Source organism: Acinetobacter sp. C26M, assembly GCF_023702675.1.
Taxonomy (GTDB): domain Bacteria; phylum Pseudomonadota; class Gammaproteobacteria; order Pseudomonadales; family Moraxellaceae; genus Acinetobacter.
In genome coordinates this window covers 2,889,653-2,914,485 of record NZ_CP098478.1, presented here as the reverse complement: position 1 = coordinate 2,914,485, position 24,833 = coordinate 2,889,653, and the positions used below count along the sequence as shown (strand labels likewise).

The following is a 24,833-nucleotide window of genomic DNA, read 5'->3' as shown; positions in this document are numbered from 1 at the left end:
ACCCTAAGATGACTTAAATGCTTCGATTGCACGTAAGCGGCTGGCCTTTAAATCCACCATCGGCTCAGGATAATCCAGTGTTGAAGGCTGATTTCTAGCATAAGGTTCATGAATCATTTTGTTATCAAGATGGGCCAGTTCAGGAACCCATTGACGAATATATTCTCCCTCAGGATCAAACTTTTGTGACTGCGTAATGGGATTAAATACACGGAAATAGGGAACAGCATCCGTCCCTGTCGAAGCACACCATTGCCATCCACCATTATTGGCAGCCAAGTCACCATCAATTAGGTGCTGCATAAACCATTGTTCACCCTTACGCCAGTCAATAAGCAGATTTTTGCTTAGAAACATGGCGCAAATCATACGCACCCGATTATGCATCCAACCTGTAGCTAACATTTGTCGCATGCCAGCATCAATAATGGGGATGCCTGTTTGTCCTTGCTGCCATTGTTCTAATGCAATTGGATCATCTCGCCAGTTGATTTTTTGAGTATGAGATTGAAAGGGCTGATGTTTGGAGACTTTAGGGAAATCAAACAAGATGTGTTGATAAAACTCACGCCAAAGTAGTTCATCCAGCCATGTTTGTTGGCCTTCGGACTGAATCTCAAAATGTCCGTGTTGCGGTCTAAATAGGGCTTGCAGGCATTGGCGAATCGAAATAATGCCAATATTTAAATAGGCTGAAAGCTGACTGGTGCCAGATAGCGCAGGTAAATCCCGTGCTGTTTTATAGTCAGTTAAACGTTCATCAATAAATTGATCTAAGAGCATAAGTGCATGTGCTTCTCCAACTTGCCAATTGCTAAAGTTGGTATCTTGGATTTGTTTTATATAGTCGCGTTGTAATGTTTGAATATCATCTTGTTGAAAGGCTGATATATCCAGCGACAGTGGTTGCTGCTTCGTTGGTGATGGATAACATTGGGGTAAACCGTGCTGTAAACGTTGATAGCAGGTTTTCTTGAATGCACCAAAAACCTGATAGGGCGAGTTAGATTGATTGCGGATAGAGGCAACTGGAAATAAAGTTCGATCATGGAAAAGGATCAATTCTTTTTTATGCTGATTGAGTTGCTGCTGTACAGTCCGATCTCGTTTTAACTCATTTACCCCGAGTTCGATATTGGCATATATATTTTCAATATTAAGTTTTTGTATTAAATGCGAGAAAAAATCAGGGGTATCTTTCCAAAATGGAATTGTTTGAACCAGCAGGGGAATATTCAGGTCCGCAAGTTGCAGTTTGAGTTGTTGTAATTGACGTAGATAAAATTCGATTTTAATCGCTGCATCGTTATGTTGCTGCCACTGCGAAGGGGACAAAATGACAAGTGCAATTGTAGGACCTGCCTGAGTTGCATGCCAAAGCGCTGCATGATCATGGATTCTTAAATCTTGGCGAAACCAAATCAGTTGATAGGTCTGAGACATAGCAAGTGTTATAAATGATGATTTGAATGACCTTAAGCGATTTTTTGACTTTGTAAAAGTACTTGGCAATAAAAAAGCAAAGCCGAAGCTTTGCTTTTTCCATCTAATTCAAAAATGAATTAGTGGTGGTGACCACCTGCACCGTGAACGTGACCATGATCTAATTCTTCTTGAGAAGCATCACGGATTTCAACGATTTCAACTTCAAAAGTAAGATCTTGGCCAGCAAGTGGGAAGTTCGCATCAACAATGATGTTGTCGCCTTCAATCGCTTTAACAGTAACGATTTGAACGCCATCATCAGTTTGAGCTTGGAATTGCATACCAGGTTGGATGTTGTCCACGCCTTGGAACATTTGAGCTGGAACTTCTTGTACTAAATCTGGGTTGTACTCGCCATAGCCTTCAGCAGCTGGAACGTTTACAGTGAATTTTTCGCCTACAGTTTTACCTGTAAGTGCATTTTCTAAACCAGGAATGATGTTGCCTGCGCCGTGCAAATATGCAAGTGGTTCACCTTGAGATTGATCAAGTGTTTCACCCTCAGCGTTTGTTAAAGTGTAGTGGAATGAAACCACGTGGTTAAGTGCAATAGCAGTCATGTTATTTGATCCATTCAATCAATTTAGGTGTATATCATAAAGTGAAAAATAGATTTTGTTGACTATTTTCCACTTTTTGAAACTATTTCATCATTTATAGGGACGAAATAGCAAATTTCAACTCAATACAGTTTAATTTTTGGACGTACGCGACGTGTCAGAAAATCTTTCATGGTAAGCATGCCTGCTTGGGTATAACCATGAATGTTGGCTTGATGCAATCGGTATAGAGAAACATACATGGTTTTGGCAATAAAACCTTGTACGCTGACATCGCCTAACAATTCTCCTACAGCCTGATTATGACTTAATGACACCAATGAGCCTTTCTCATTAAAACTAAACATCGGTTGTGGCGAACCCGACAACCGTGCTGCCATTGCATCTACTAAGAATGTTGCTTGTTGACTTGCCACTTGTGCGCGTGGACCTAGGGGCGGCTGGCGAGCATCTAGTTGACAGTTGGCACAATCGCCAAAGGCAAATACATTTGGGTCTGAGTAAGTTTGCAATGTTGCATAGACCATTAAACGATTAATTTTGTCTCGTTTAAAATCTGTAAATGACTCTAGCACTTTCGGTGCTTTGACGCCTGCCGCCCAGACCGTAATATCTGAGTGCAAGACACTACCATTACTAAAATAGACATTCGATTCATCGACTTTTTGCACTTTATGTTGGGTCAGAATTTCAATGCCCATTTTCTTGAGTTGCTTAGCACTATGTGCTGCGGTTTTTTCTGTAAGTGCAGGCAGAATACGATCAGAGGCTTCAATTAAAGTAATTTTGACTTGCTTCGGATCAATTTTCTTGAGGCCATAACGATAAAAGTTTTTCGTGGTTTCAATCAGTTCTGCCGCCAGCTCAACACCTGTTGCACCAGCCCCGACGATACCAATATTTAAAGCGCGTTCGGTTGGTTGGTTTTGTGCTTCGATATATAGATGAAACAAATCTTGTTGGAAGATATCGGCTTGTTGACGGCTATCGAGGAAATGACAATGTTCGCGTACACCTTCTGTACCAAAGTCATTGGATACTGAACCTACGGCTAGCACAAGTGTATCGTAGCTGAGATTTTGGGTGAGTGGGGTGTGTTCTTTGGAAAGCTGTGGGGGAGAAAGCGTAATTTGTTTTTGATCTTTGTTTACATCGATTAAGGTTCCAAGTACGAACTCAAAATGATGTTTCTGTGCGTGAGCAAAATAATTGGTTTGTTCTTCGTGAGGATTTAGTGAGCCAGCAGCGATTTCGTGTAGGAGAGGTTTCCATATGTGAGTGAGATTTTGGTCAACTAGGGTAATTTTAGCTTTCTTACGTCTGCCAAAACGCTCACCTAGTTGTGTTGCAAGTTCTAAACCACCTGCGCCACCGCCCACAATCACGATATGATGTAAGGTTTTGCTCATGATCAACCTAATTATTTTTGTGAAAGGATGGTTGGATTATGCCATCCTTTTCTCAATATTGTATGGTTAATCTTGATAAAAATAGTTGGTTTTTTATCCTTGATTTAATGGATAAAGTTTGGCAGCTTTACTATCACTGGTAGAGAAAAAAGAGAATAAATTAGAAAACCAAATCATAATTTTCTGGAATATATTGGCTTCTTCAATCTGCACATCATTCTCAATTTGTAAACTACGAATCAACTGATTATTTTGATAAATCGATACCGTTGCCAAGTTCATTACTTGAGTTAAAGGTGCTGTTAAATGTTGTTCATTGAGTTCGATATTGATATGTGTATTGGTGGTTTGAAGGGGTTCAACCGTGGTCACTTGCTGATTTGCATCAATCAAATGAATGCGTTGTGTCAATAAATCAAAAGTATTTAAATCAATCGGTGTCGCTTGACCATATAGAGACGTTGTTACAATGGTTGGTTGCTGTGTCTCAACTTTAAACATTTTTAAAGTCGATTTAATCACAGGAAGTTCTGCAATGAGTCTTTGCTTTGGAATAACTTCTTCGTCACGGGTGTAAGTGTAGGCCAAGTTCATGAGTTTATGAGCAACTTCTGCACGCTTTACGGCACTTGGGGTTCCGAGTACTACAACGATCAAACGACGCTTTTCAACATGTGGGTTAAAAGTCGGACGCTCTGCTGTTAATGCAAGATTGTAGCCTGCTGCTTTGGTATAACCCGTTTTTAGGCCATCTGCGGTTGGATCCATTTTCAATGCAAGATTGGTTGCATGATGGAAGTGCTGGTTATAGCTAAAACTCGGCATTTTTGAATAATGCAAATATTCAGGTGTTTCTTTCACAATCGCTTTCGCAAGTAAGCTTAAATCTGCAGCTGTTGAATAGTGATCAGTCATGGTGATTCCAGCAGGATTACTGAAATGTGTATCTTTCATGCCCAATGCTTGTGCTTCTTGATTCATACGAGCAACGAACTGTGGCACACTACCTGAAATTTTTTCAGCAAGGGTAACTGCCGCATCATTGGCAGACATCACAATTAAACCTGCCAAAAGCTGATCCACAGAAATCTGTTCGCCAGCTTTCAGGTACATCTGTGACTCATCCCACATCACTGTGCTGACCACAGGTGTAGCCGTCAGTACTTCTTCTTTACGTAATTTACCTGCTTCAATGTCTTTTAATGCAATATAGGCAACCATCATTTTAGTTAAAGACGCTGGTGCGCGTTGAACATGGCTATTATGTTCAGCAATGATTTGCCCTGATTGAGCATCAATCACTGACCATGCTTGTGCTTCAACTGTTTCAGGTGCGATGTTCAGTAAATTTGCATGTGCAAGGTTTGCACAAATAAAACTAAACAACGTAAAGAGGGAGAGGAGAAATTTCACGTGAATACCTTGTATTGCCGATCCGATGGCCTAGAATGCGAGACAAGAATGCTATGACTTTTTTGTTGAAGAATCCAGCAACTTTTGCTGACAATTAAGACATCTAGGCAAGACTTTGTAAAAAAATGCTAAGCTGTGTGAAATTGTTCCTATTTTCATGATTAAAAATTATGTTGCATTATCAAATTGAGTTCGACGATTATCGCCAACACCTAATTCATGTCACCCTTCGTTTTCTTGCAAATCCAAACCAAGAGCTTTGGTTACCAACTTGGATTCCAGGTAGCTATCTGATTCGAGAGTTTTCAAAACATATTGAGTCGGTGAAAGCATCAGACGAAGCTGGACGTTTACTGACGATTAAAAAAACTGAAAAGAATCGCTGGCGTTTATTCAATACCGATCATGAACTGATTACGGTTGAATATGATGTATATGCCTATGATTTGTCCGTACGTGGTGCTTATGTCGATCAAACACGGTTATATGTTAATCCAGCATGTGTTTGTTTAGGGCTGATAGATCAAGAACAAGCAGCATGTGAGCTTGAACTATTTCTACCTGATGAATTAAAACATTTTCAAATCGCAACAGGTTTGCCATCAAAAAGCTTAGTGAAGGGACGTTTTACCTTAAAAGCAGAGAACTATGACCAACTGATTGATAGTCCATTTGAATTGGCAGATCAAAGTCGTTTTAGTTTTGAAGCTAATGGTATTCCGCATGAGTTTGTAATCTCAGGTAAGCACAATACCAACTTGTCGCGTTTAGAAGCGGACATTCAAAAGATCTGCCAGACTGAAATCAACATGTTTGGTTCAGCACCATTCCAAAACTATACCTTTATGACCATGGCGACAGGCAATAGTTATGGTGGTTTGGAGCACTGCAACAGTACCAGCTTAATTACGCCACGGGATGATTTACCGAAGGTAGATGAAACAGAAGAACCTTCTCAAGATTATCAACGCTTTTTAGGGCTTTGTAGCCATGAATATTTTCATTCATGGTTAGTGAAATTTATTCGTCCTGAAAATTTTGCCGATTATGATTTGCATAAAGAAGCCTATACCAGCTTACTTTGGATTTTTGAAGGTTTTACGTCTTATTACGATGATTTGATTTTATTGCGTAGTGGCGTGATTTCGCAGAAGTCTTATTTAGAGCTACTGAAAGCACAAATTGATCGTTATTTACAAAATCCAGGACGTTCAATTCAATCGGTTTCCGAGTCTAGTTTTGATGCGTGGATCAAGTTCTACCGTCAGGATGAAAACTCGAATAATGCGGGAACGAGTTACTATAACAAAGGCAGTTTAGTGGCACTTTGCCTAGACTTGGGCTTACGCTTACGTGGTTCAAACTTAGATGCTTTGATGCGTCGTCTGTATGAAAATACCCAAAACGGCATTCAGGTCAATGACCGCACTATTTTTGAATTATGTAATGAACTGACAGGTGATAACTGGATCGAGCAGATCAATCATTTGATCAACACCACGGATGAATTACCACTCGATCAATTATTCCCTGAATTTGGTTTAAGTTATAACATCAAAGATGATAAGGCTTTGCCTTTTGGCTTAAAAGTGGCTGATAAAGCGGAAGGTGTGGTGGTGCAACAGCTTCGTCGTGACAGTGCCGCAGCTCAAGCGGGCTTGTCGGCGAATGATGTGATTATCGCGATTGATGGTATCAAAGCATCAGAAAAACTTTTAGCCAAATATGCGAAGCAAAAAGGTTGTTTTACAGTTTATGCATTCCGTCGCGATGAGTTGTTACAGCTGGAACTGCAAGCGGGTGAAAACTCACTGACAACAGTTGAGTTCAAAGTTGAAGACCAGCAAAAAGTTGACCGCTGGTTGAAGGGTTAGAATTTGATAAAAAGGACGCTATGAGCGTCCTTTTTTATTAGCTGCCACGGTAGGTCGAATAACCATAAGGGCTGAGCAGTAATGGAATGTGATAGTGCGGTAAAGTGCCATCAACTTCAAAAATAACAGGAATTTCAGGAAAAAAGCTACTTTGCTTTTGGGTTTTATACCAGTCGCCTGTTTTAAAAGTTACTTTGTAAATACCCGACTTTAATTGTTGTTGCGTCGGATAAAGGGCAGTAATTCGTCCATTCTGATCAGTTTTGGCCTGATTGATTTCTATCCATTGATTTTTTTGTTGTGCTTCGAGAACAACGGTGACATTAGCAGCAGGTAGACCACTTTGCTGATTGAGAACATGCACACTCAATGGATTTGTCGCTGCGAATAAGCTGCTTGAAGCCGATAGTGTGGCGATGGCGAATAGATTTTTATGCATAGCAATATTTCACCTTTCTAGATCAATGTTTTCGTATGCATTGCCGTCAGTTGTTGTGAAGGCAATGCATGGGATAGGAGCGCAAAAAGCACTGTTGATCAGTGCTTTTTAATACTGTTTTAGAATGAATATCTTGCACCGAGATAGAGCTCGCTTGAGTATAGATGTGCTTTCATCTGCTCATCTTGCAAGTTACGTGCATTGGTGAAGTTATTTAACCCGCTATCGGCTTTACCCAAGTCTACATAGCGATAACCTAAATCAAGATTTAAATTTTTAATGGCTTTGTAAGTCGCACCTGCACCTAAGCTATAGACCAATTGTGTTTCGGTATTTGCAAGGTATTGACGAGATACATTACCTTGCCAGCCTGAAGATTCGGTGCGGGCAATACCTAAGCCGACATTGCCATACACGGCTACATTGTTGATGACCTCAAAATCACGATAAGCATTCAGCATCAGACGCTGAGTCTCGACTTTATGATGATTGAGACTGGTGGGAAAGTTGCTTGAACCGCTGGTAAATTCAGCATTATTTTTAAAGTTATATTCACCTTCAGTACGCCAACCATTGCCAAAGTCATAGCCGAAACCCAATGAGGTATTGGTTAAATCTTTTTTATCTTTAGCCGCGATAAATTGACCAATGCCAGGGCGTAAGCTGGTTTCCATATTGTCGGCTTGAAGCTTAGCAGCGGCAACTTTTGCAGAGATATAATAAGCTGCATCATTGATGTCCTGAGCGTAACTTAGGGATACAGCAGTCAGTAAAACAGATGAAACCGCGAAACGGGTAAGTAGCTTGTCCATATTTAATTTTCCAAAAACAGTAGAGGAATGTTTGGTGATAAAAATCTTTATTTCCTCAGAACATGGTAGGAAGAAAAAAATCTTGGCGTGATGACAATTGGATTACCGATTTGTAATCTTGGCAATGAATAAACAAGGTTAATATGTGGGATGCATATTTTAATTGTCGAAGATGAATCTAAAATCGCGCAGTTTTTAGCGAAAGGATTAACTGAATCAGGTTATACCTGTGCTATTGCAAAAGATGGCATAGAGGCATTGTCACGTTTGCAACAAGACGTCTTTGATTTACTGATTTTGGATGTGATGCTGCCACAACTGGACGGTTGGCAAGTCTTACAAACGCTACGGACGTTTTCGAAAATTCCAGTTTTAATGCTAACTGCAAAAGATCACGTGCTGGATCGAGTAAAAGGTTTAGAGCTCGGAGCCGATGATTATTTAATTAAACCCTTTTCTTATGTGGAACTCTTGGCAAGGATCAAAAGCCTGTTACGCCGTGTACCGAATGTAGAAAAAGAAATTTATCAAATTTCAAACTTAAGCTTAAACCGACTCAGTCGGGAAGTGTATCGTGCTGATACCAAAATTGATTTAACTGCCAAAGAGTTTGTGTTGTTACAGTTGTTGATTCAACATCGTGGTGAAGTACTCACACGAACGCAAATTGCCTCAATGGTTTGGAATATTAATTTTGATACGGATACCAATGTGGTGGATGTTGCAATACGCCGATTAAGGGCAAAGATTGATGATCATTTTGTTCCCAAGTTAATTTATACGGTCAGGGGCATGGGCTATAAGGTTGATTTAAAAGATGGCAATAATGAATAGACTGTCATTGGCTTCCCGCTTAAGTATTGCCTTTAGCTTAATTTCCTGCGTAGTTTTTATCAGTATTGGCGGTTTGTCCTATCAAAATTTCCGTGAAATGGTCTATACCCAGCAAGATAAGGCCTTGGCTGCTCGGATTAAACGAATGGAAGTTTTTTTGACCGATGCACATACCGTTCAGATATTGGGGAAATATCCTAAGCTTTATGAAAATATGGTGGGACATGAGGATAGTATTTTTATTGTCAAAGAATCAGCTCGCGACCTGATCAGGATTAATCCATTACAGATCAAAATCCCTGAACTGAATTATTCAAATAAAATTCAGTATCGTAATAATACAGTTGAGCATCCAAGTACACGCTTCGCATTTCAATCCATTCAATATGGTCATAAGCAGTATCAATTGATTGCAGGACAACAATGGGATGGGGCGAATCAGATCCTGAGTCAATATTTTTGGAAAGTCTTGTTTTATAGTGGTCTAGGCATTTTGTTGTCCAGTCTTCTTGGATTTATGGTGGGACATTATTTATTTCGTTCCATGCGTACTTTGATTGCCGAGACCAGTAAAATTAATGTGCAAAAACTGAATCATCGTATTGAAGTTGAATCCACCAATATTGAAGTTCAGCAACTGAGTCAGGCGATGAATGAAATGCTGGATAAAATTCAGCAGGATTATCAGAAACTGGCGCAATTTTCAGAAGATATTGCACATGAACTCAGGACACCACTCAATAATTTAATGGGGCAAACTCAGATTTTATTGTCACAAACCCGTAAAACAGAAGAATTAGAAAATTTATTATATTCGCATTTGGAAGAGTATGAACGGCTCACCAAAATGATTGAAAGTATGCTGTTCATTGCACGTTCTGAACACGATGAGCAGGTACTTGAGAAAAAGTCAGTCAATGTCAAACAGCTAATCAGGAATGTTATTGATTATTTTGATTGTTTGATTGAAGAACATCAGATGACGCTCCAACTGGATGTCATGGATGATCTAAATATCATGGCGAATGAGGCATTAATCCAGCGCGCGATTGCGAATTTAATCAGTAATGCCATTTTACATGGTCGAGCGCATGGTGTGATTGCAGTAGCGATAAATCAACGTGATTCAAATTGTGTCATGACGATTGTGACAGAAGGCATTTTTATTGATGAAAAACATTTGCCTTACTTATTCGACCGATTTTATCAGGTCGATGAAAGTCGACATCAAAAAGCACAAACAGGTGGTCTAGGTTTGGCTATTGTTCGCTCAATTATGCAGTTACATTCAGGTTCAACTGAGGTCGAAAATCGATTTGAAGGAGTGGCGTTTAAATTGATCTTACCACTAAAGAATTAACGTAATCTTCATTAAGCTCTGTCAAAATAGGGCTCATGCTTAAGCAATATGCATATTTGTTTGCTAAATGATCAATTCAGTGCGTTCATTTAAAGTTGGCAGTGGTTTGTATTTGAAAAGACATCACTTGACCTCATATATACATACCAGAACGCTACTATTATATCATTTTGTAGTATTTTTTATCGAAATGTCGTTATCACAGGATATTGCGTTGACTCGCATGTGATGAACACTGATACTCTCAAGTTTGTTCAAGCAAATCGGTTCTAGGAACTGGGCCACAAGCGCAGTTTTCCATAACTCAATCCAACACAAGGGGCTATATATGGCTGGTGGAAAGTCAAAAATCATTTACACACTGACTGATGAGGCGCCGTTATTAGCGACTTATTCATTACTACCGATCATTGAGACCTTTACAAAACCTGCTGGCATTGAGATTGTTAAAAGTGACATCTCAGTTGCGGTTCGTGTGCTCGCAGAATTTTCAGATTACCTTAAAGATGAACAGAAGGTAAACAATAACCTTGCGGAGTTAGGTCGCCTTACGCAAGATCCAGATACCAATATCATTAAACTTCCGAACATCAGTGCTTCGGTTGCTCAGTTGGTATCATGTATTAAAGAGCTCCAGTCGAAGGGCTATGCAATTCCTGATTATCCAGAAAACCCAACTACTGAAGAAGAAAAAGAGATCAAGGCACGTTATGGTAAATGCCTTGGTTCAGCTGTAAACCCTGTATTGCGTGAAGGTAACTCTGACCGTCGCGCACCAGCTGCAGTAAAAAATTATGCGAAAAAACACCCGCATTCAATGAGCGAGTGGAAGCAATGGTCACAGACTCACGTTTCTCACATGGATGAAGGCGACTTCTACCATGGCGAAAAATCAATGACTTTAGACCGTGCACGTAACGTGAAAATGGAACTCATCACTAAGTCTGGTGAAACTATTGTGCTCAAGCCAAAAGTTGCGCTGCAAGATGGTGAAATCATTGACTCGATGTTTATGAGCAAGAAAGCGCTGTGTGACTTCTACGAGAAAGAACTTGAAGACTGTCGTGAAGCGGGCATTTTGTTCTCATTACACGTTAAAGCAACCATGATGAAAGTTTCACACCCGATCGTATTCGGTCACTGTGTGAAAATTTACTACAAAGATGCTTTTGAAAAACACGGTAAATTGTTTGATGAACTTGGTATTAACGTAAACAACGGTATGGCTGGTCTTTATGAAAAGATTGCAACTTTACCGACATCTTTACGTGAAGAAATCATTGAAGATTTACATGCTTGCCAAGAACACCGTCCTGCACTTGCAATGGTAGATTCTGCAAAAGGTATTACTAACTTCCATTCACCAAATGACGTGATTGTCGATGCTTCTATGCCTGCAATGATTCGTGGTGGCGGTAAAATGTGGGGTGCAGATGGTAAGCCTTACGATTGTAAAGCAGTAATGCCTGAGTCAACTTTCGCTCGTATTTACCAAGAAATGATCAACTTCTGTAAGTGGAACGGTAACTTTGACCCACGTACTATGGGGACTGTGCCTAACGTTGGTTTGATGGCACAGAAAGCAGAAGAATACGGTTCACACGACAAAACGTTTGAAATTTCAGAAGCAGGTATTGCCAACATTACTGATCTAGACACTGGTGAAGTGTTGATGTCACAAAATGTGGAAGAAGGCGATATCTGGCGTATGTGTCAGGTGAAAGATGCACCAATTCGTGACTGGGTGAAACTTGCTGTAACGCGTGCGCGTAACTCAGGTATGCCTGCAATCTTCTGGCTTGACCCATACCGTCCACACGAAAATGAATTGATCAAGAAAGTTGAAAAATACTTGAAAGATCATGACACCACTGGTCTTGATATTCAAATCATGTCACAAGTACGTGCAATGCGTTATACGCTTGAGCGTGTAGCACGTGGTTTAGATACCATTTCTGTAACTGGTAACATTTTACGTGACTACTTAACTGACTTGTTCCCAATTATGGAATTGGGTACTTCAGCGAAAATGTTATCGATCGTGCCGTTAATGGCTGGCGGTGGTATGTACGAAACAGGTGCGGGTGGTTCAGCACCGAAACATGTACAGCAGTTAGTTGAAGAAAATCACTTACGTTGGGATTCTCTTGGTGAGTTCCTTGCATTGGCTGTGTCTTTAGAAGAACTTGGTATCAAAGAAAGTAATGACCGTGCGAAATTACTTGCCAAAACACTTGATCAAGCGACAGGGAAATTGTTGGATAACGACAAATCTCCATCACGTCGTACAGGTGAGCTTGATAACCGTGGCAGCCACTTCTACTTAGCATTGTATTGGGCTGAAGCATTAGCAGCTCAAGACGAAGATGCTGAGTTAAAAGCGAAATTTGCTCCGCTTGCAAAATCACTTGCTGAAAATGAACAGAAGATTGTTGCTGAGCTTGCTCAAGTACAAGGTCAAGCTGCGGATATCGGTGGTTACTATGCAATCGATCCAGCAAAAGTGAATGCGGTAATGCGTCCAAGTGCAACGTTTAATACCACACTTGCGTCACTTTAATTTTTGATATATCACCGACAATGTTGTCGGTGATATAAAAAAGCCGATGTGAAAACATCGGCTTTTTTTATAACTAATCAAAATTTAAAATAGTTGAAATACAGCATTAGACTCGTTTCTAAATTTTTATAATCATATTTATCCTGTTGTATTTATAAGAGTCGTCTTTATATTTAATGTCTGTCGAAGAAAGTCAGTTAAAAATAATTTTAATATGAGAGGGGATGATGGAAAAACTAGGAATAGCAATAATGTCTTTATTGAGCAGCATAATGACAAGCACACATGCTGAACTGGTTTTAGTATCGGGGAAAGCCAAACAAAAGAATTATATTGATACCGCTAGTATTGTGATTAAAAGGAATCCCAAAGTTATCATCTATAATCAACTGATATTTTTTGACCAAAATTTTGTCATTGAGCGGTATCGTGATTCAGTTATGGTTCATAAAATTATGCTGAATTGTGGTGAAAAAAATTGGGTCACTTTGTCTGAAGTGAGAAAAACAACTGATCAAAGAAAAGTACTTGAAGTTCTACAAGATAACGCTAGCAGTTTAAATACAAAGCCCGTAATAAATTCCGGTCCAGTAAAATTTATATATGATAATTATTGTCGTTGAAAGAAAAGCCCACTTTCGTGGGCTTTAATATTATCAAATCTTAACGACCATTACGGTTACGACCGCGTGGTGCTTTAGTATTTGGACGTGTTGTACCATTGGTCTTACGACGTGGTTTATCTGCATCATCAGTTTGCCAAATACGGGTTGTACCACCGCCAGCTTTCTTCTTACTTTTAAATGGTTTTTCACCTTTTTCTTCACGTGCTTTATCTTTGGCGCGAGAGAAATGCGGTTTATTATTCGATTTTCTAGCGAAAGAACGGCCTTCATAAGGCTTATCAGCTGGAACGTCTTTAAAGTCTGGATAAAGCAAAGGTTCGATTTCGAGTTGTTCACCTGGCTGTAAACCCAGTTTGACAAGATCAATGCTACCAATTTGAGTGCGAATCAGACGTAAAGTCGGAAAACCCACAGCCGCTGTCATACGACGTACTTGACGGTTACGACCTTCGCAGATTTGTAGTTCGATCCAAGTCGTTGGAATATTGGCACGATAACGTACCGGTGGGTTACGTTCCCATAGCCATTCAGGTTGTTCAACTTTACGTGCTTTGGCAGGTAAAGTCATACCATCTGCAAGTTCAACACCTTTTTGCAGTTTTTCAATTGCTTCTTCTGTGACATCACCATCAACTTGAGCAAGATAAGTTTTATATTTCTTATTATCAGGATGGGTGATGAATTGATTTAAACCACCATGATCAGTAAGAAACATTAAACCTTCAGAGTCTAAATCTAAACGTCCTGCAATACGAAGTTCAGGATCTTTAATAAAACTTGAAACTGTTAAATGTTTTTCATCTTCGCGAAACTGTGACAAAACGTCAAAAGGTTTATTAAATACGACTACTTTCATATGGATATACTACTTTGGCTATGGGCGGCATCATAACAATAAAGGTTTCTATTTAATGGGAAAATGTTGTTATTTCCCGTATAAATCTCAGAAAAACCTGTTTTGGACTAAACTGTTTCATGCAATAAAAAACGAAAGTATGCCATAGAAGGCATAGAGATAATCGCTAAATACATGAGGGAGAACCTACAAAATGGGTTATCAGAAGATTGTGGTTCCTGCAGATGGAGACAAAATCACAGTAAATGCAGACCTGTCATTGAATGTTCCAAATCGTCCAATCATCCCTTTTATTGAAGGTGATGGTATTGGTGTGGATATTACACCAGCAATGAAGGCAGTAGTAGATGCCGCCGTGTTAAAAGCTTACGGTGGCAAACGTTCAATCGAATGGATGGAAGTCTACTGCGGCGAAAAAGCAGATAAAATCTATGGCAATTATATGCCAGAAGAAACTTTTGATGCTTTACGCGAGTTTATTATATCAATAAAAGGCCCATTGACTACACCTGTTGGTGGCGGTATTCGTTCTTTGAATGTTGCATTGCGCCAAGAACTCGATTTATATGTTTGTGTGCGTCCAGTACGTTGGTTTGAAGGTGTACCTTCACCTGTGCAACATCCAGAACTCACGGATATGATAATTTTCCGTGAGAACTCAGAAGATATCTATGCAGGGATCGAATGGAAGGCTGATTCTCCAGAAGCAAAGAAAGTCATTAAATTTTTGCAAGAAGAAATGGGTGTAACCAAAATCCGATTTCCTAAAGATTGTGGGATTGGGATTAAACCTGTTTCTAAAGAAGGGACCCAGCGTCTGGTGCGTAAAGCCATTCAGTTTGCGATTGATAATGACAAACCTTCTGTGACGCTAGTACACAAAGGCAACATTATGAAGTACACCGAAGGCGCGTTTAAAGAGTGGGGCTATGAACTCGCAATAGAACGTTTTGGTGGACAGTTGCTAGATGGTGGACCTTGGGTAAAAATTAAAAATCCAAGAACGGGTAAAGATATCATTATTAAAGATGTGATTGCCGATGCGTTCTTACAGCAAATTTTAATGCGTCCAGCCGATTATTCCGTGATTGCTACACTGAACTTAAATGGTGATTACATTTCTGATGCACTTGCAGCAGAAGTGGGCGGTATTGGGATTGCACCGGGCGCCAATATTGGCGGTGCAATAGCAGTTTATGAAGCAACACATGGCACTGCACCGAAGTATGCAGGGCAAGATAAGGTCAACCCGGGTTCGATTATTTTGTCTGCTGAAATGATGCTACGTGATATGGGCTGGATCGAAGCAGCTGATTTGATTATTCAGGGTGTTTCGGGGGCGATCTCGGCAAAAACAGTGACCTATGATTTTGAACGTTTAATGCCAAATGCAACTTTATTACGTTGTTCTGAATTTGGACAAGCCATAATCCAGCACATGGAAGATTAAAGTCTAAGTATGAAATGAAAGAGCGGTTTTACCGCTCTTTTTTATTTAAAATGGAGATAAATGAGTCATGAGAAAAACATGTACAAAATTGAATGCATGACATATTTTGATGTATTCGAAAATACAAACTGAACATCATGGCGGAAAGAAAATATGGTGCGGCAGCACCGAAAACAACAGAAACCATTACCAGCTTGGATTGCTACGGACAAGTACTGAGCAATCAAAAATATGAGCGGACGCTATTTGTTGATTTAGATCTGTCAGAAGCCCAAAGCACAGGTGCGGTTTTTAATGAATGTACTTTTCGACGAGCACGTTTTAATGCTTCAGTTCATCAAAGTAGTGCATTTTTAAATTGTACTTTCTATTTTTGCAATTTCTTTGATAGTAAATTCACCGACTGCAAGTTGGTCGGCAGTATGTTTAGCGATTGTCAGTTCCACCATATGCGAGTTGAGGACAGTGATTGGGCTTTTGTTGGATTACCGGGCGCTGATTTAGAGAAAGCTTCTTTTTTGAGAACACGTTTAAGAGAAGCTGATCTGACGGGAGCACGTTGCCATGGAAGTTCGCTTCGAGATAGCGATCTCTCTGGTGCATGGCTACACCGCGCAGATTTTACCGAGTGTGATTTAAGAGGCAGTGATTTGAGTGCCTTAGACCCCAAAGAAACGCAGATTAAAGATGCGATTATTAACCTTGATCAAACGCTGATGATTGCTGAAAATCTAGGGTTTGATGTCAGAATTGATTGAAATAAGGATAAAAGGCTCTAATCAAAATGAGTGGTTTTAGGCCACTCATTTTTATGGGAGATAGAGTAAAGCTTATCTTGTTAAGAAAGATAGAGCCGAATAAAAGGGACTAATTGTTCACCAATCACAATGCCCAATAAACCCAGTAATGCCACAATGGGTGGTGCAGGTGCTTTAACATCGACTAGGTAATACAGCACACCAACCAATACGCCAACTGCGAGCGATAATACATAAATCTTCATAATCAGCCGTTGATCAGCCTGCTTTTACTTTACAAAAGGGATCAATGTTTGGATTACTATTCCAGATATATTCGGCTTCTTCCGCACAAAGTTGAGCAACTTTTTCACCCTGTGTGTTATGTATAAAGGCAAGAGTCATATCCATCCCCGCACTGACACCTGATGAAGTATAAAATTTCCCATCAATCACCCAACGAGCCTGAGCTTGCCACAACACTTGATCGTTGAGCTTTTGTACAAATTCAAATGCCATTTTATTCGATGTTGCCTTAATACCATTTAAAAGACTTGTCGCGGCAAGTAATGAACTGCCTGTACAAATCGTCAGAACATGTTTGCTTTGAGCTGCTAAAGTTTTGAGCTGATCAAGAAATTGCTGATTTTTGATTAATTCAAAAGTCACGATGCCACCAGGAACGAGCAAAATACTTTCAGCATGTGTTTTGATTTCGCTAAAGGATTTGGTCTGGATACAAACACCATGTTTATTAGAAACTAGACCACCATTCAGGCTATAAAACTGGACTTGATAATGCTCTTGCAGTAAGCCAAACAATTCAACAGGACCCATAATGTCGAGGGTTTCAAAATCCTCAAATACGACAGCATTCACAGGAATACGCATGGTTTTTCTCGCTTGTTTAATCTGCGTAATACCATAGTGAGCTTCACATTTTTTATTGTGAATATTCTGTATGGCTTATTTTGAATTATGCTAAATCATTGGACTTTTAGGCTGATCTGTTAGCAAGCGGAGTATTGTTTTTGCTTAATTTTAAAGCATTTAGTGTGCTTGAATAAGAAATGCCACGGTGTATCGTAAATTTAAAAAAATCTGTATCTATACTTTATAGACCAAATGTTCAAAATAATTGGAAAATAGAGAGAGTGCTGTGACATGAAGATGTACCAAGTTGATGCTTTTACAAAAGAATTATTTAAAGGAAATCCTGCGGCTGTAATCGTCGTCGATGAATGGTTAGACGATAGTTTGATGCAGAATATCGCGATGGAAAATAATGTATCAGAGACTGCTTTTGTTAAAACCATTGATGAAACCAATTATGAGATTCGTTGGTTTTCTCCGCTCAATGAGGTTGCGTTTTGTGGGCATGCCACTTTAGCCAGTGCTTTTGTTTTATTTAAAGACTTTAGCAAGGCAGAAACGATCCAGTTCCATGTACGTGATCTGGGTATTTTTATTGTCAGCCAAGATGCTGATGGCAAAATTAAAATGAATTTTCCAATTCGTAAACCAGAGTTAGTTACTGATTATCCTAAAGAATTACGTGAAGGGCTGACCAAGCCGTTTAAAGCGGTTTATCGTAATGTGCAAGCCTATATTATTGAATATGAAACGGTGCAGGATGTATTGGATGAACAACCTGATCTAGAAAAACTAAAACAATTGGGACAAGTTCGTACCGCGATTACCGCTTCTCAGCCTGATGTTGCCATTACCGCCAGAGGTGAAGGGAAGTTTGATTGCGTTTCTCGTTATTTTGCGCCAGCAATTGGTATTGACGAAGATCCGGTAACAGGTTCAATTCATACCGCAATTGTCCCACTTTGGGCGGAAAAACTGAATCAGACTCGATTAACCGCCTTTCAGGCATCTAAACGTGGTGGAGTTTTAGAATGTGTGATTGAGTCTGAAGACCGCATTGAAATTTCAGGTTATGCCAAATTGTATATGCAAGCCGAACTGACAATCTGATTTTTAGCTTAAACTGTGCAAAAATAAAGATAAAAGCTGTTTAAATAAACAGCTTTTTTCAAAACATAACTATTAAAAATGCGAATCATTCTCTACCATAGCTTGTCTCTATTATTTAAATCACCATAAATACTTGGATAAATTATGTTAATGCGGTTTAAGCAGCTTACTCTCTCGCTTTGTTTGATTGGGTTGAGTGCGACGTCTTGGTCTCAGACAGTGCTCGTAAAAAGTGAAAAAAATATCGAAGAATATAAATTAGATAACGGTTTCAGAGTTATTCTTGCACCAAACGATAAAGAAAATAAAGTCTATGTAAATACGGTTTATTTGACAGGTTCGCTGAATGATCCGAAAGGTAAAGGCGGACTTGCGCATCTATTAGAACATTTGGCCTTTAAAGGCACTCAAAATGTGAAGGGTGACGAGTTTCAACGTCGTCTGGATCAATATACGTTGATGACCAATGCCAGCACAGATTATTACGCAACTAAATATCTAAATATTGTTCGTCCTGAAAAAAATGCACTCAATGAAATTCTGTACCTTGAATCAGAGCGTATGGATAAATTGGTGTTGCAAGAAAAATTTGTTCCTTCTGAAATTGAAATCGTAAAACGTGAACGAGAAATCCGTATGGATCAGCCGTTTGCTGTACTGATGGATCAAATGTGGAAAGCGGCTTATGGCAATCAATATTTAGGTCGTTTGCCGATTGGTGATTTACCTGAATTAAAGTCGATTCAACTCAATGAGTTAAACCAGTTCTATAGAACTTGGTATGCACCAAACAATGCAGTCATGGTGATTTCTGGTAAATTTGATAAGACCGAAGTATTGAGCAAGATTGATCAGTATTTTAGTCCAATTCCAGCACGTCCAGTACCCGCACAAGTTCAAGTCCCAGTTTTGGATTCAAGTAAAATTGAACAGCGTCAGTTTACGGTACAAAAGGGCAGTGATTTGGCTAAATTCCATGTCTATATGAATGGAAAAAATACCCCATTACAACCGACTTTAGCGCTTGCGCCAGCGTTATATACCATGCAGCCAAGTGGTACTTTGTATAAGAGTATGGTGGAGACGGGAATCAGTACGGCAGTGCAATCAACCACATGGTTAGATCAAGATTTTAACGTGGTCTTTATGGGCGCAATTTATGCTCCGAATCATGATGCGAAAAAGGTTGATGAAGCACTAAAAACAGGTGTTGAAAATAGCCAGCCATTTACTGAAGCTGAATTACAGCGCATTAAAAATATTACTCAAAATGCCGCAGATACCATTGCCAATGACGCTGTAGCCCTAGGCTCACGCCTGAGCGACTATGCAGTTTCATCACATGGTCAATGGGATCAATACTTTAAGGACTTACAAGCAGTTCAAGACTTAAAGCTTAAAGATGCGAATAAAACCTTAAAAGACTTTTTAGTCTCTTCACATCGTATTTCAGGCGATATTTTACCGACGCCAGAAGATCAAAAGAAAGCGATGACCATGAAAGCAGAAGAGAAGCCTAAAACTTTAGATCAAAGCGATGAAAAGCCTGAGCCATTAAAAGATGCAAATGTCTACAAGCAGGAAGTGACCCAGTTTATGGCACAGTCTGCTCAGCAATTGCAAAAAAATGAGCAGAAAATTCAACGTGGTGAGTTAAAGAATGGTATTCGCTATGCATTATTCCCAACGCCTACACGTGACGATAAAACCTATGCCACGATTAGCTTGGATTTTGGCGATGAAAAAACATTATTTGGTAAAGGGGTTACTTTAGATTTAGCCAGCTATTTAATGCTTCGTGGTTCTGAAAAGCATAGCTTGCAGGAAATTACCGATAAGGCAATTGCGGCTAGTGGTGGTGCATCGGTTAGTTCAAATGGCAATGGTTTTACCATTGTTGTTCAAGCGAAGAAAGACAAGTTTGAAGATTTCTTTAACTTTATTGTTGATGTCCTGAAACAGCCAAAATTCTCGCAAACAGAGTTTGATTTGGCAAAAAATCAAAGCCTGTCTGTATTGGATCGTCCATATACAGAACCTGCGGTTGTGTCATCGATGACCTTGTCTAAGATTTTGGAAATCTATCAACCAGGGGATATCCGTTATCACTTTGAACCAGAACTTGCCAAGAAACAGATTGGTGAAGTCACTCAGCCGCAAGTGAAACAATTCTATGATCAGTTCTTTGTGACAGACCATGCTCAAATTGCAGTGACGGGTGATTTTGATGCCAAGAAAATGCAGAAGACTTTGCAAAAAGCCTTTGGTTCTTGGAAAGCAAAGCAACCATTCACAAAAGTGACAGGGCAATATACGGTTTATAAAGCCCAGAAAGTTCATGCTTTATCGGAACAACGCGAGTTTGGCAGCTATCAAAGTGTTTTAGCCTTGCCCGTTGGTTCCTATCATAAAGATGCGCCAGCTTTGATTATTTTGAGCCATGTTTTAGGCAACTCACAACTTTCATCACGTTTGGCTCAAGAGTTACGTGAGAAAAATGCGCTAGTGTATGGATTTGGTAGTGGCTTAGATCTTGATCCCGATATTGATGATGGTACTTTAAGTATTACTGCAAACTATACATCTGGTCGTTCTGCACAAGTATCGCAATCTGTACATAAAGTCTTAAATGAGCTTTTAAGTAAAGGTGTGAACGAACAGGAAGTGGAAGCAGCGAAAGCAGATATCATGAAGAAGCGTGTGACTGCTTTAGAAGATGAACGCAATATTCATGGCATGTTGACAGGTCAGTTAGAACGCAACAAAACGCTATTGGATCGTGAAGAGCGCGATCAGGAGCTAGCGAAACTGACCAAAGAAGATGTCAATGCTGCAATTAAAAAATACATCAAACTAGACCAATTTGTAGAAGTCATGGCTGATCAATATGGTCAAGCACAAGACTTGAAGTAAACCACAAAAAACAAAGCCACCGATGAGGTGGCTTTGTTTTAATCATCAATCATTAATGATCGTGTTTATGTGCATGAAAATCTTCGTTCTTGCGGAAACGTAAGTAGTTTTCAAATTGTTCACAATATTCGTCAAAATTATCTTCTAACATCATTTGGAATTGTTGTAGGAGATAAGACATGACTTGTTCTTTGGCATCACGCATTTCATTGCCATCTTTAAAGTTATTGGCTGCGACCCACGTATTAAAGCGAGCAGTAGCAAATAACATGGCTGCACTCACTTGGCCACGTAACTCTTCTGGCTGGACTTTCTGACCTTTTGGCGGTCGGCAGAAATCATTGGCAAGTTTAATAAATTCATCTGCACGCTCAAAAAATACCGCATTTAAAGCTTCTTCATCCGTCACATCGGTGGCGTTAATTTTTTGAGACATGATATTTTCCAGCGACAAGTTAAGACACCTCATTATAGACAAAGCCTTGTCGAAACTAAACCTTTGCCTTAATCTAAAATAGCCTAAGCAATTAGAAAAATCACTATGCAAGATGCAATCGCGATTCAAAGCTTAAAAACAGATATAGCCTTACTGCGCCAACATATCCATCCACCTCAATATTTAGAAAATGTTGAGGGTTTGCCGATCTATTATGGTTTGAAAGATGATGTGGATGAATACTACAGACAATGGCAGCCCTTGATTGAAAGAGCACAACAGCTGTGTCAGCCTTTTATGGAAGACGAGATAGTGGATGCAATTCACTTACCCAGTCATTTAAATTTGCCGCTATTTTTCTTTCATGTCGATCGGATTCGGATTAATAAAACACGTGCTAAAGAATCGAAAACCTTTCGAGGTGTGGCTGCCTTGTTAGAAAAATGTGGGCAGTTTGAGACCGATCAGATTTTTGCGATGCAGGAGTGGCTAGGCAGTGATGATACTGCGGCCTTAGTTGCACATCGTGAGTTTATTGATTTGCGTACATATGTATTTCAGCATGGACAAAGTGAATATACGAGAACTCGATTTTATATGAACGGCATGATTCTCAGTGTTGAACCGCATTTTAAATTGGTCGATGCACGGGATAAGCCACGTAAGCAGCGTAATGATAGTTATAGTGATCCGATTGCAGATAATGGCACGTGGAAGATTTTTGGGAAGTATCGGTAAATGATTTAAGCTCAATATGAAGATATTATCTGCCTGCTAAAGAATGGATTTTCATTTCCTTTTCGGGTTAGCACGACCTCAAAAATTATGAATAACCTAATACCTTTTGTATAGGTAGATCCTTACTTTTGACTGGACAAAAGTAACAAAACCCCTCTGTTAAGCTGATGGCACATCCTTGATGCCACAGCTTAACGGCGGCATCCATGCCGCCAGCAAGAGAATAGAGTGAGGTGATTTTCCCTTATGCAGCTATTGCTTCTCATCCCAAAAAGTATCCTGAGCAGATAAGGCTTGTAACTTTTTCGCTGCTTTCTTGGCCACATGTGGCTGCTGTGCCTTGACCCAACCTAAAGCAAATAAAAATTGTGGGTACTCAGCAGCTTGTTGCTCGAAGATTTGCTCAGCAACAAACAGATCATTATAAAAGCCTAAATATTCCTGAATTGGCTGTAACTTATTTAAGAATTGTTGAACGTTTTTTTCAGGATAAATCCCTGCAATAAAGTCGATGCAATAACGCAATTGTTTAACGCGTTTACGAGTACGATGTTGTTGCTCAACTTCTAAAGTTGAGAACTGGGCTGCATCATTTAGAATCTTTTGGTAAAGCTTAGTTAGGCTTTTAGCTACCTGTTTGGAAAGTTTAGATTTAGACTCATGCTCACTATAGGTGAAGCTGAATAATGCTAAAAATAGCTGAGTGGTTTTAGTGTGGCTTAATAACTGAGAAACACTATTGTCAGTACTCTCTGGGAATGGAAAATCAAAATCACAGACTTCTTTTACTAACGGAATAACGGAATCTTGAATCGCATCGTTATCACGTGATTGTCCCAAAGCTCTAAAAATATCTGCTAACTGACCTTCCCAAGCAGGATCAATTTGCGCAGACCAGTTAGAAAAATGTTTTAGGGCAGAACGTAAACGACGTAAACCAACACGAGCTTGATGAATATGATCGGCCTCTGCCACACCATCAGCAATTGCGGCTGCATTGGGTAAGATATGATTAAGTGTATTTTCGATAATCAGTTTGATTGCTTGTTCAGCACTTACATTTTTCTCTAGGTTTAGTGATTTCGCTTTGCTGGCGGGGGATACCGTTTTGCCCATAGCCAATAAATTGCCACGTTCAGCCTTACTACGCACATCGAGCCAGAGTTGATATTTATCTACCCAAGTTTTGGCAAAATTAATTAGGGACTGAGCCGAGCCTTGCTTTAATTCAAACTCGATTTCACAGATTTTGGCTTGGCTGGTTGGAGTACGGATTTCGCCATCGTCCAAGCAAACTTCAATTTGTGAGCCTTCAAACTCGAATATATGAAAGGTACGTTGGACGTCAGTTTGAAACTGTAGTAATAAATTTGCAGGTACTTCACCTAAAATATCACGAAGTACGCTTTGAACAGTTTGATTGTTTTTATAGAGGGATAAATCGAGCTCGGGTTCTTCGGTACATTTGCCTAAATAAATATCTTCTTCGATGCGTTGTAAATGGTTTTTACTCGCAGCTTTAAAGGTTTGCACCCAATGTTCACCCTCTTGACGCAGACGGATCGCAACATAATTCTTTGCCAGTAAACGGTCGGCAGTGTCGTAATACTTGGCTTGAAGGTGAATTTTTTGTGCTTTTTGCTTGCCTAAAACTTGTAACACACTTTTTTTCTTAGATTCAGGGAGTTGAAATTTTAGCTCTATTTCCATGATGTTATGACTCCTGACCACCGAGACTGATAAATACAAAACTCAGTATAACTTGTTGATCTCAAAAATCATTGTAAAGTTGTTTTAAGCTTGAAAAGGATGGCACGCAATGACTTTATTTTGTACAGAAAATGCATTAACGTGTGGAGAGTCTTGCACGATTAGGATGATCCAAAAATGAATGCACCAGCGAATATAACGAAGCCAGTGGAATTTTCATTACCCATTAAAAACTATGATGAATTTTATCACTTTTATTTAACAGAACATCGCAGTATTGCCAGCCGTCGTTTACATGTGGCAGGCAGCTCGATCGGTTTATATTTCTTTAGTAAAGCCATCCGTAAACGTCAGGCAAAATATGCTTTGTATGGTTTGGTATCAGGCTATGCTTGTGCTTGGGTTGGACATTTTTTCTTTGAACATAATAAGCCTGCCAGCTTTAAACAGCCGCTGTATAGCTTTATCTCGGATTGGCGCATGTTATCGGATGTTGCGCGTGGTCGTTTAAGTCTGATTGATCGTCAGTTTGATAAAATTGATTCTTGAATTATCGTATATTTAAAAATTATAAAGCGACATTAAGTGTCGTAAAGCTGCTTCGGCAGCTTTTTTATTTGTTCTGATTTGCAGCGATT

General features: G+C 39.6%; 22 protein-coding genes. 11 read left to right on the top strand and 11 right to left on the bottom strand.

Annotated elements, in window-relative coordinates; translation table 11 throughout:
* Nucleotides 1-3: 3 nt before the first annotated feature.
* The 4 genes from phrB to NDN11_RS13280 all read right to left on the bottom strand — a co-directional run bounded on the left by phrB (nucleotide 4) and on the right by NDN11_RS13280 (nucleotide 4,867).
* On the bottom strand, nucleotides 4-1,443 hold the full coding sequence (gene phrB, locus NDN11_RS13295; RefSeq protein WP_251109914.1) for a deoxyribodipyrimidine photo-lyase: 1,440 nt from the start codon (nucleotides 1,441-1,443) through the stop codon (nucleotides 4-6).
* 119 nt (nucleotides 1,444-1,562) lie between these two features.
* Nucleotides 1,563-2,045: an FKBP-type peptidyl-prolyl cis-trans isomerase gene (locus NDN11_RS13290; protein WP_004801387.1), complete on the bottom strand. Its 483-nt coding sequence runs from the start codon at nucleotides 2,043-2,045 to the stop codon at nucleotides 1,563-1,565.
* Nucleotides 2,046-2,167: 122 nt separating this feature from the next.
* Nucleotides 2,168-3,454 (bottom strand): NAD(P)/FAD-dependent oxidoreductase, encoded by a 1,287-nt coding sequence (locus NDN11_RS13285; RefSeq protein WP_251109913.1) that lies wholly within the window; start codon nucleotides 3,452-3,454, stop codon nucleotides 2,168-2,170.
* 93 nt (nucleotides 3,455-3,547) lie between these two features.
* On the bottom strand, nucleotides 3,548-4,867 hold the full coding sequence (locus NDN11_RS13280; protein WP_251109912.1) for a D-alanyl-D-alanine carboxypeptidase PBP6B: 1,320 nt from the start codon (nucleotides 4,865-4,867) through the stop codon (nucleotides 3,548-3,550).
* 170 nt (nucleotides 4,868-5,037) lie between these two features.
* On the opposite strand from NDN11_RS13280, the gene NDN11_RS13275 reads away from it, so the two are divergent.
* Nucleotides 5,038-6,741, top strand: coding sequence for a M61 family metallopeptidase (locus NDN11_RS13275; RefSeq protein ID WP_251109911.1), 1,704 nt, complete (start codon nucleotides 5,038-5,040; stop codon nucleotides 6,739-6,741).
* Nucleotides 6,742-6,778: 37 nt separating this feature from the next.
* On the opposite strand, the gene uraH is transcribed toward NDN11_RS13275, so the two are convergent.
* Nucleotides 6,779-7,180: a hydroxyisourate hydrolase gene (uraH, locus tag NDN11_RS13270; protein WP_251109910.1), complete on the bottom strand. Its 402-nt coding sequence runs from the start codon at nucleotides 7,178-7,180 to the stop codon at nucleotides 6,779-6,781.
* A 119-nt stretch (nucleotides 7,181-7,299) separates the two neighbouring features.
* Nucleotides 7,300-7,992 carry an outer membrane protein gene (locus NDN11_RS13265; protein WP_251109909.1) on the bottom strand — a complete coding sequence of 231 codons (693 nt, stop codon included), beginning with the start codon at nucleotides 7,990-7,992 and terminating at the stop codon, nucleotides 7,300-7,302.
* 150 nt (nucleotides 7,993-8,142) lie between these two features.
* On the opposite strand from NDN11_RS13265, the gene NDN11_RS13260 reads away from it, so the two are divergent.
* From NDN11_RS13260 to NDN11_RS13245, 4 genes are all read left to right on the top strand, one after another.
* On the top strand, nucleotides 8,143-8,826 hold the full coding sequence (locus NDN11_RS13260; RefSeq protein ID WP_251109908.1) for a heavy metal response regulator transcription factor: 684 nt from the start codon (nucleotides 8,143-8,145) through the stop codon (nucleotides 8,824-8,826).
* Entirely contained in the window at nucleotides 8,810-10,186 is a 1,377-nt protein-coding gene (locus NDN11_RS13255) for a heavy metal sensor histidine kinase (RefSeq protein WP_167250713.1), read from the top strand. Before NDN11_RS13260 ends, NDN11_RS13255 begins: the two co-directional genes overlap by 17 nt.
* A gap of 328 nt (nucleotides 10,187-10,514) precedes the next feature.
* Nucleotides 10,515-12,746, top strand: a complete 2,232-nt coding sequence (locus tag NDN11_RS13250; RefSeq protein ID WP_171549248.1) for an NADP-dependent isocitrate dehydrogenase — start codon at nucleotides 10,515-10,517, stop codon at nucleotides 12,744-12,746.
* 224 nt (nucleotides 12,747-12,970) lie between these two features.
* Entirely contained in the window at nucleotides 12,971-13,369 is a 399-nt protein-coding gene (locus tag NDN11_RS13245; protein WP_251109907.1) for a hypothetical protein, read from the top strand.
* A 40-nt stretch (nucleotides 13,370-13,409) separates the two neighbouring features.
* Here the strand turns inward: NDN11_RS13245 and NDN11_RS13240 are convergent, their stop codons facing one another.
* Entirely contained in the window at nucleotides 13,410-14,228 is an 819-nt protein-coding gene (locus NDN11_RS13240; protein ID WP_251109906.1) for an rRNA large subunit pseudouridine synthase E, read from the bottom strand.
* A gap of 193 nt (nucleotides 14,229-14,421) precedes the next feature.
* Between NDN11_RS13240 and icd the strand changes: the two genes are divergently transcribed.
* Together icd and NDN11_RS13230 are read left to right on the top strand one after the other, a co-directional pair.
* A complete protein-coding gene (gene icd / locus NDN11_RS13235; RefSeq protein WP_251109905.1) occupies nucleotides 14,422-15,678 on the top strand; it encodes an NADP-dependent isocitrate dehydrogenase in 1,257 nt (418 codons plus the stop codon).
* A 137-nt stretch (nucleotides 15,679-15,815) separates the two neighbouring features.
* Nucleotides 15,816-16,436 carry a pentapeptide repeat-containing protein gene (locus tag NDN11_RS13230; RefSeq protein ID WP_167250703.1) on the top strand — a complete coding sequence of 207 codons (621 nt, stop codon included), beginning with the start codon at nucleotides 15,816-15,818 and terminating at the stop codon, nucleotides 16,434-16,436.
* Nucleotides 16,437-16,516: 80 nt separating this feature from the next.
* On the opposite strand, the gene NDN11_RS13225 is transcribed toward NDN11_RS13230, so the two are convergent.
* Nucleotides 16,517-16,681, bottom strand: a complete 165-nt coding sequence (locus NDN11_RS13225) for a DUF1427 family protein (RefSeq protein WP_167250701.1) — start codon at nucleotides 16,679-16,681, stop codon at nucleotides 16,517-16,519.
* A gap of 13 nt (nucleotides 16,682-16,694) precedes the next feature.
* Nucleotides 16,695-17,306: a DJ-1/PfpI family protein gene (locus NDN11_RS13220; protein WP_167250699.1), complete on the bottom strand. Its 612-nt coding sequence runs from the start codon at nucleotides 17,304-17,306 to the stop codon at nucleotides 16,695-16,697.
* 273 nt (nucleotides 17,307-17,579) lie between these two features.
* On the opposite strand from NDN11_RS13220, the gene NDN11_RS13215 reads away from it, so the two are divergent.
* Together NDN11_RS13215 and NDN11_RS13210 are read left to right on the top strand one after the other, a co-directional pair.
* The gene (locus NDN11_RS13215) at nucleotides 17,580-18,398 is read left to right on the top strand and encodes a PhzF family phenazine biosynthesis protein (protein ID WP_251109904.1); all 819 of its coding nucleotides are present in this window, start codon (nucleotides 17,580-17,582) and stop codon (nucleotides 18,396-18,398) included.
* 144 nt (nucleotides 18,399-18,542) lie between these two features.
* Nucleotides 18,543-21,311, top strand: a complete 2,769-nt coding sequence (locus tag NDN11_RS13210; protein ID WP_251109903.1) for a M16 family metallopeptidase — start codon at nucleotides 18,543-18,545, stop codon at nucleotides 21,309-21,311.
* Nucleotides 21,312-21,363: 52 nt separating this feature from the next.
* Here the strand turns inward: NDN11_RS13210 and NDN11_RS13205 are convergent, their stop codons facing one another.
* The gene (locus NDN11_RS13205; protein ID WP_167250693.1) at nucleotides 21,364-21,747 is read right to left on the bottom strand and encodes a DUF3144 domain-containing protein; all 384 of its coding nucleotides are present in this window, start codon (nucleotides 21,745-21,747) and stop codon (nucleotides 21,364-21,366) included.
* 105 nt (nucleotides 21,748-21,852) lie between these two features.
* Here NDN11_RS13205 and NDN11_RS13200 point away from each other — a divergent pair, with 105 nt between their 5' ends.
* On the top strand, nucleotides 21,853-22,485 hold the full coding sequence (locus tag NDN11_RS13200) for a hypothetical protein (RefSeq protein WP_167250691.1): 633 nt from the start codon (nucleotides 21,853-21,855) through the stop codon (nucleotides 22,483-22,485).
* A 252-nt stretch (nucleotides 22,486-22,737) separates the two neighbouring features.
* On the opposite strand, the gene NDN11_RS13195 is transcribed toward NDN11_RS13200, so the two are convergent.
* Nucleotides 22,738-24,195 (bottom strand): CYTH and CHAD domain-containing protein, encoded by a 1,458-nt coding sequence (locus NDN11_RS13195; protein WP_251109902.1) that lies wholly within the window; start codon nucleotides 24,193-24,195, stop codon nucleotides 22,738-22,740.
* Between the two features lie 177 nt (nucleotides 24,196-24,372).
* Here NDN11_RS13195 and NDN11_RS13190 point away from each other — a divergent pair, with 177 nt between their 5' ends.
* The gene (locus NDN11_RS13190) at nucleotides 24,373-24,744 is read left to right on the top strand and encodes an Mpo1-like protein (protein WP_070076818.1); all 372 of its coding nucleotides are present in this window, start codon (nucleotides 24,373-24,375) and stop codon (nucleotides 24,742-24,744) included.
* Nucleotides 24,745-24,833: the final 89 nt, after the last annotated feature.

What these genes read in the sequence shown, in the direction of transcription:
- phrB (WP_251109914.1), bottom strand. Translation starts at nt 1,443, where the DNA reads ATGTCTCAGACCTATCAACTGATTTGGTTTCGCCAAGATTTAAGAATC.
- NDN11_RS13290 (WP_004801387.1), bottom strand. Translation starts at nt 2,045, where the DNA reads ATGACTGCTATTGCACTTAACCACGTGGTTTCATTCCACTACACTTTA.
- NDN11_RS13285 (WP_251109913.1), bottom strand. Translation starts at nt 3,454, where the DNA reads ATGAGCAAAACCTTACATCATATCGTGATTGTGGGCGGTGGCGCAGGT.
- NDN11_RS13275 (WP_251109911.1), top strand. Translation starts at nt 5,038, where the DNA reads ATGTTGCATTATCAAATTGAGTTCGACGATTATCGCCAACACCTAATT.
- uraH (WP_251109910.1), bottom strand. Translation starts at nt 7,180, where the DNA reads ATGCATAAAAATCTATTCGCCATCGCCACACTATCGGCTTCAAGCAGC.
- NDN11_RS13265 (WP_251109909.1), bottom strand. Translation starts at nt 7,992, where the DNA reads ATGGACAAGCTACTTACCCGTTTCGCGGTTTCATCTGTTTTACTGACT.
- NDN11_RS13260 (WP_251109908.1), top strand. Translation starts at nt 8,143, where the DNA reads ATGCATATTTTAATTGTCGAAGATGAATCTAAAATCGCGCAGTTTTTA.
- NDN11_RS13255 (WP_167250713.1), top strand. Translation starts at nt 8,810, where the DNA reads ATGGCAATAATGAATAGACTGTCATTGGCTTCCCGCTTAAGTATTGCC.
- NDN11_RS13250 (WP_171549248.1), top strand. Translation starts at nt 10,515, where the DNA reads ATGGCTGGTGGAAAGTCAAAAATCATTTACACACTGACTGATGAGGCG.
- NDN11_RS13245 (WP_251109907.1), top strand. Translation starts at nt 12,971, where the DNA reads ATGATGGAAAAACTAGGAATAGCAATAATGTCTTTATTGAGCAGCATA.
- NDN11_RS13240 (WP_251109906.1), bottom strand. Translation starts at nt 14,228, where the DNA reads ATGAAAGTAGTCGTATTTAATAAACCTTTTGACGTTTTGTCACAGTTT.
- icd (WP_251109905.1), top strand. Translation starts at nt 14,422, where the DNA reads ATGGGTTATCAGAAGATTGTGGTTCCTGCAGATGGAGACAAAATCACA.
- NDN11_RS13230 (WP_167250703.1), top strand. Translation starts at nt 15,816, where the DNA reads ATGGCGGAAAGAAAATATGGTGCGGCAGCACCGAAAACAACAGAAACC.
- NDN11_RS13225 (WP_167250701.1), bottom strand. Translation starts at nt 16,681, where the DNA reads ATGAAGATTTATGTATTATCGCTCGCAGTTGGCGTATTGGTTGGTGTG.
- NDN11_RS13220 (WP_167250699.1), bottom strand. Translation starts at nt 17,306, where the DNA reads ATGCGTATTCCTGTGAATGCTGTCGTATTTGAGGATTTTGAAACCCTC.
- NDN11_RS13215 (WP_251109904.1), top strand. Translation starts at nt 17,580, where the DNA reads ATGAAGATGTACCAAGTTGATGCTTTTACAAAAGAATTATTTAAAGGA.
- NDN11_RS13210 (WP_251109903.1), top strand. Translation starts at nt 18,543, where the DNA reads ATGTTAATGCGGTTTAAGCAGCTTACTCTCTCGCTTTGTTTGATTGGG.
- NDN11_RS13205 (WP_167250693.1), bottom strand. Translation starts at nt 21,747, where the DNA reads ATGTCTCAAAAAATTAACGCCACCGATGTGACGGATGAAGAAGCTTTA.
- NDN11_RS13200 (WP_167250691.1), top strand. Translation starts at nt 21,853, where the DNA reads ATGCAAGATGCAATCGCGATTCAAAGCTTAAAAACAGATATAGCCTTA.
- NDN11_RS13195 (WP_251109902.1), bottom strand. Translation starts at nt 24,195, where the DNA reads ATGGAAATAGAGCTAAAATTTCAACTCCCTGAATCTAAGAAAAAAAGT.
- NDN11_RS13190 (WP_070076818.1), top strand. Translation starts at nt 24,373, where the DNA reads ATGAATGCACCAGCGAATATAACGAAGCCAGTGGAATTTTCATTACCC.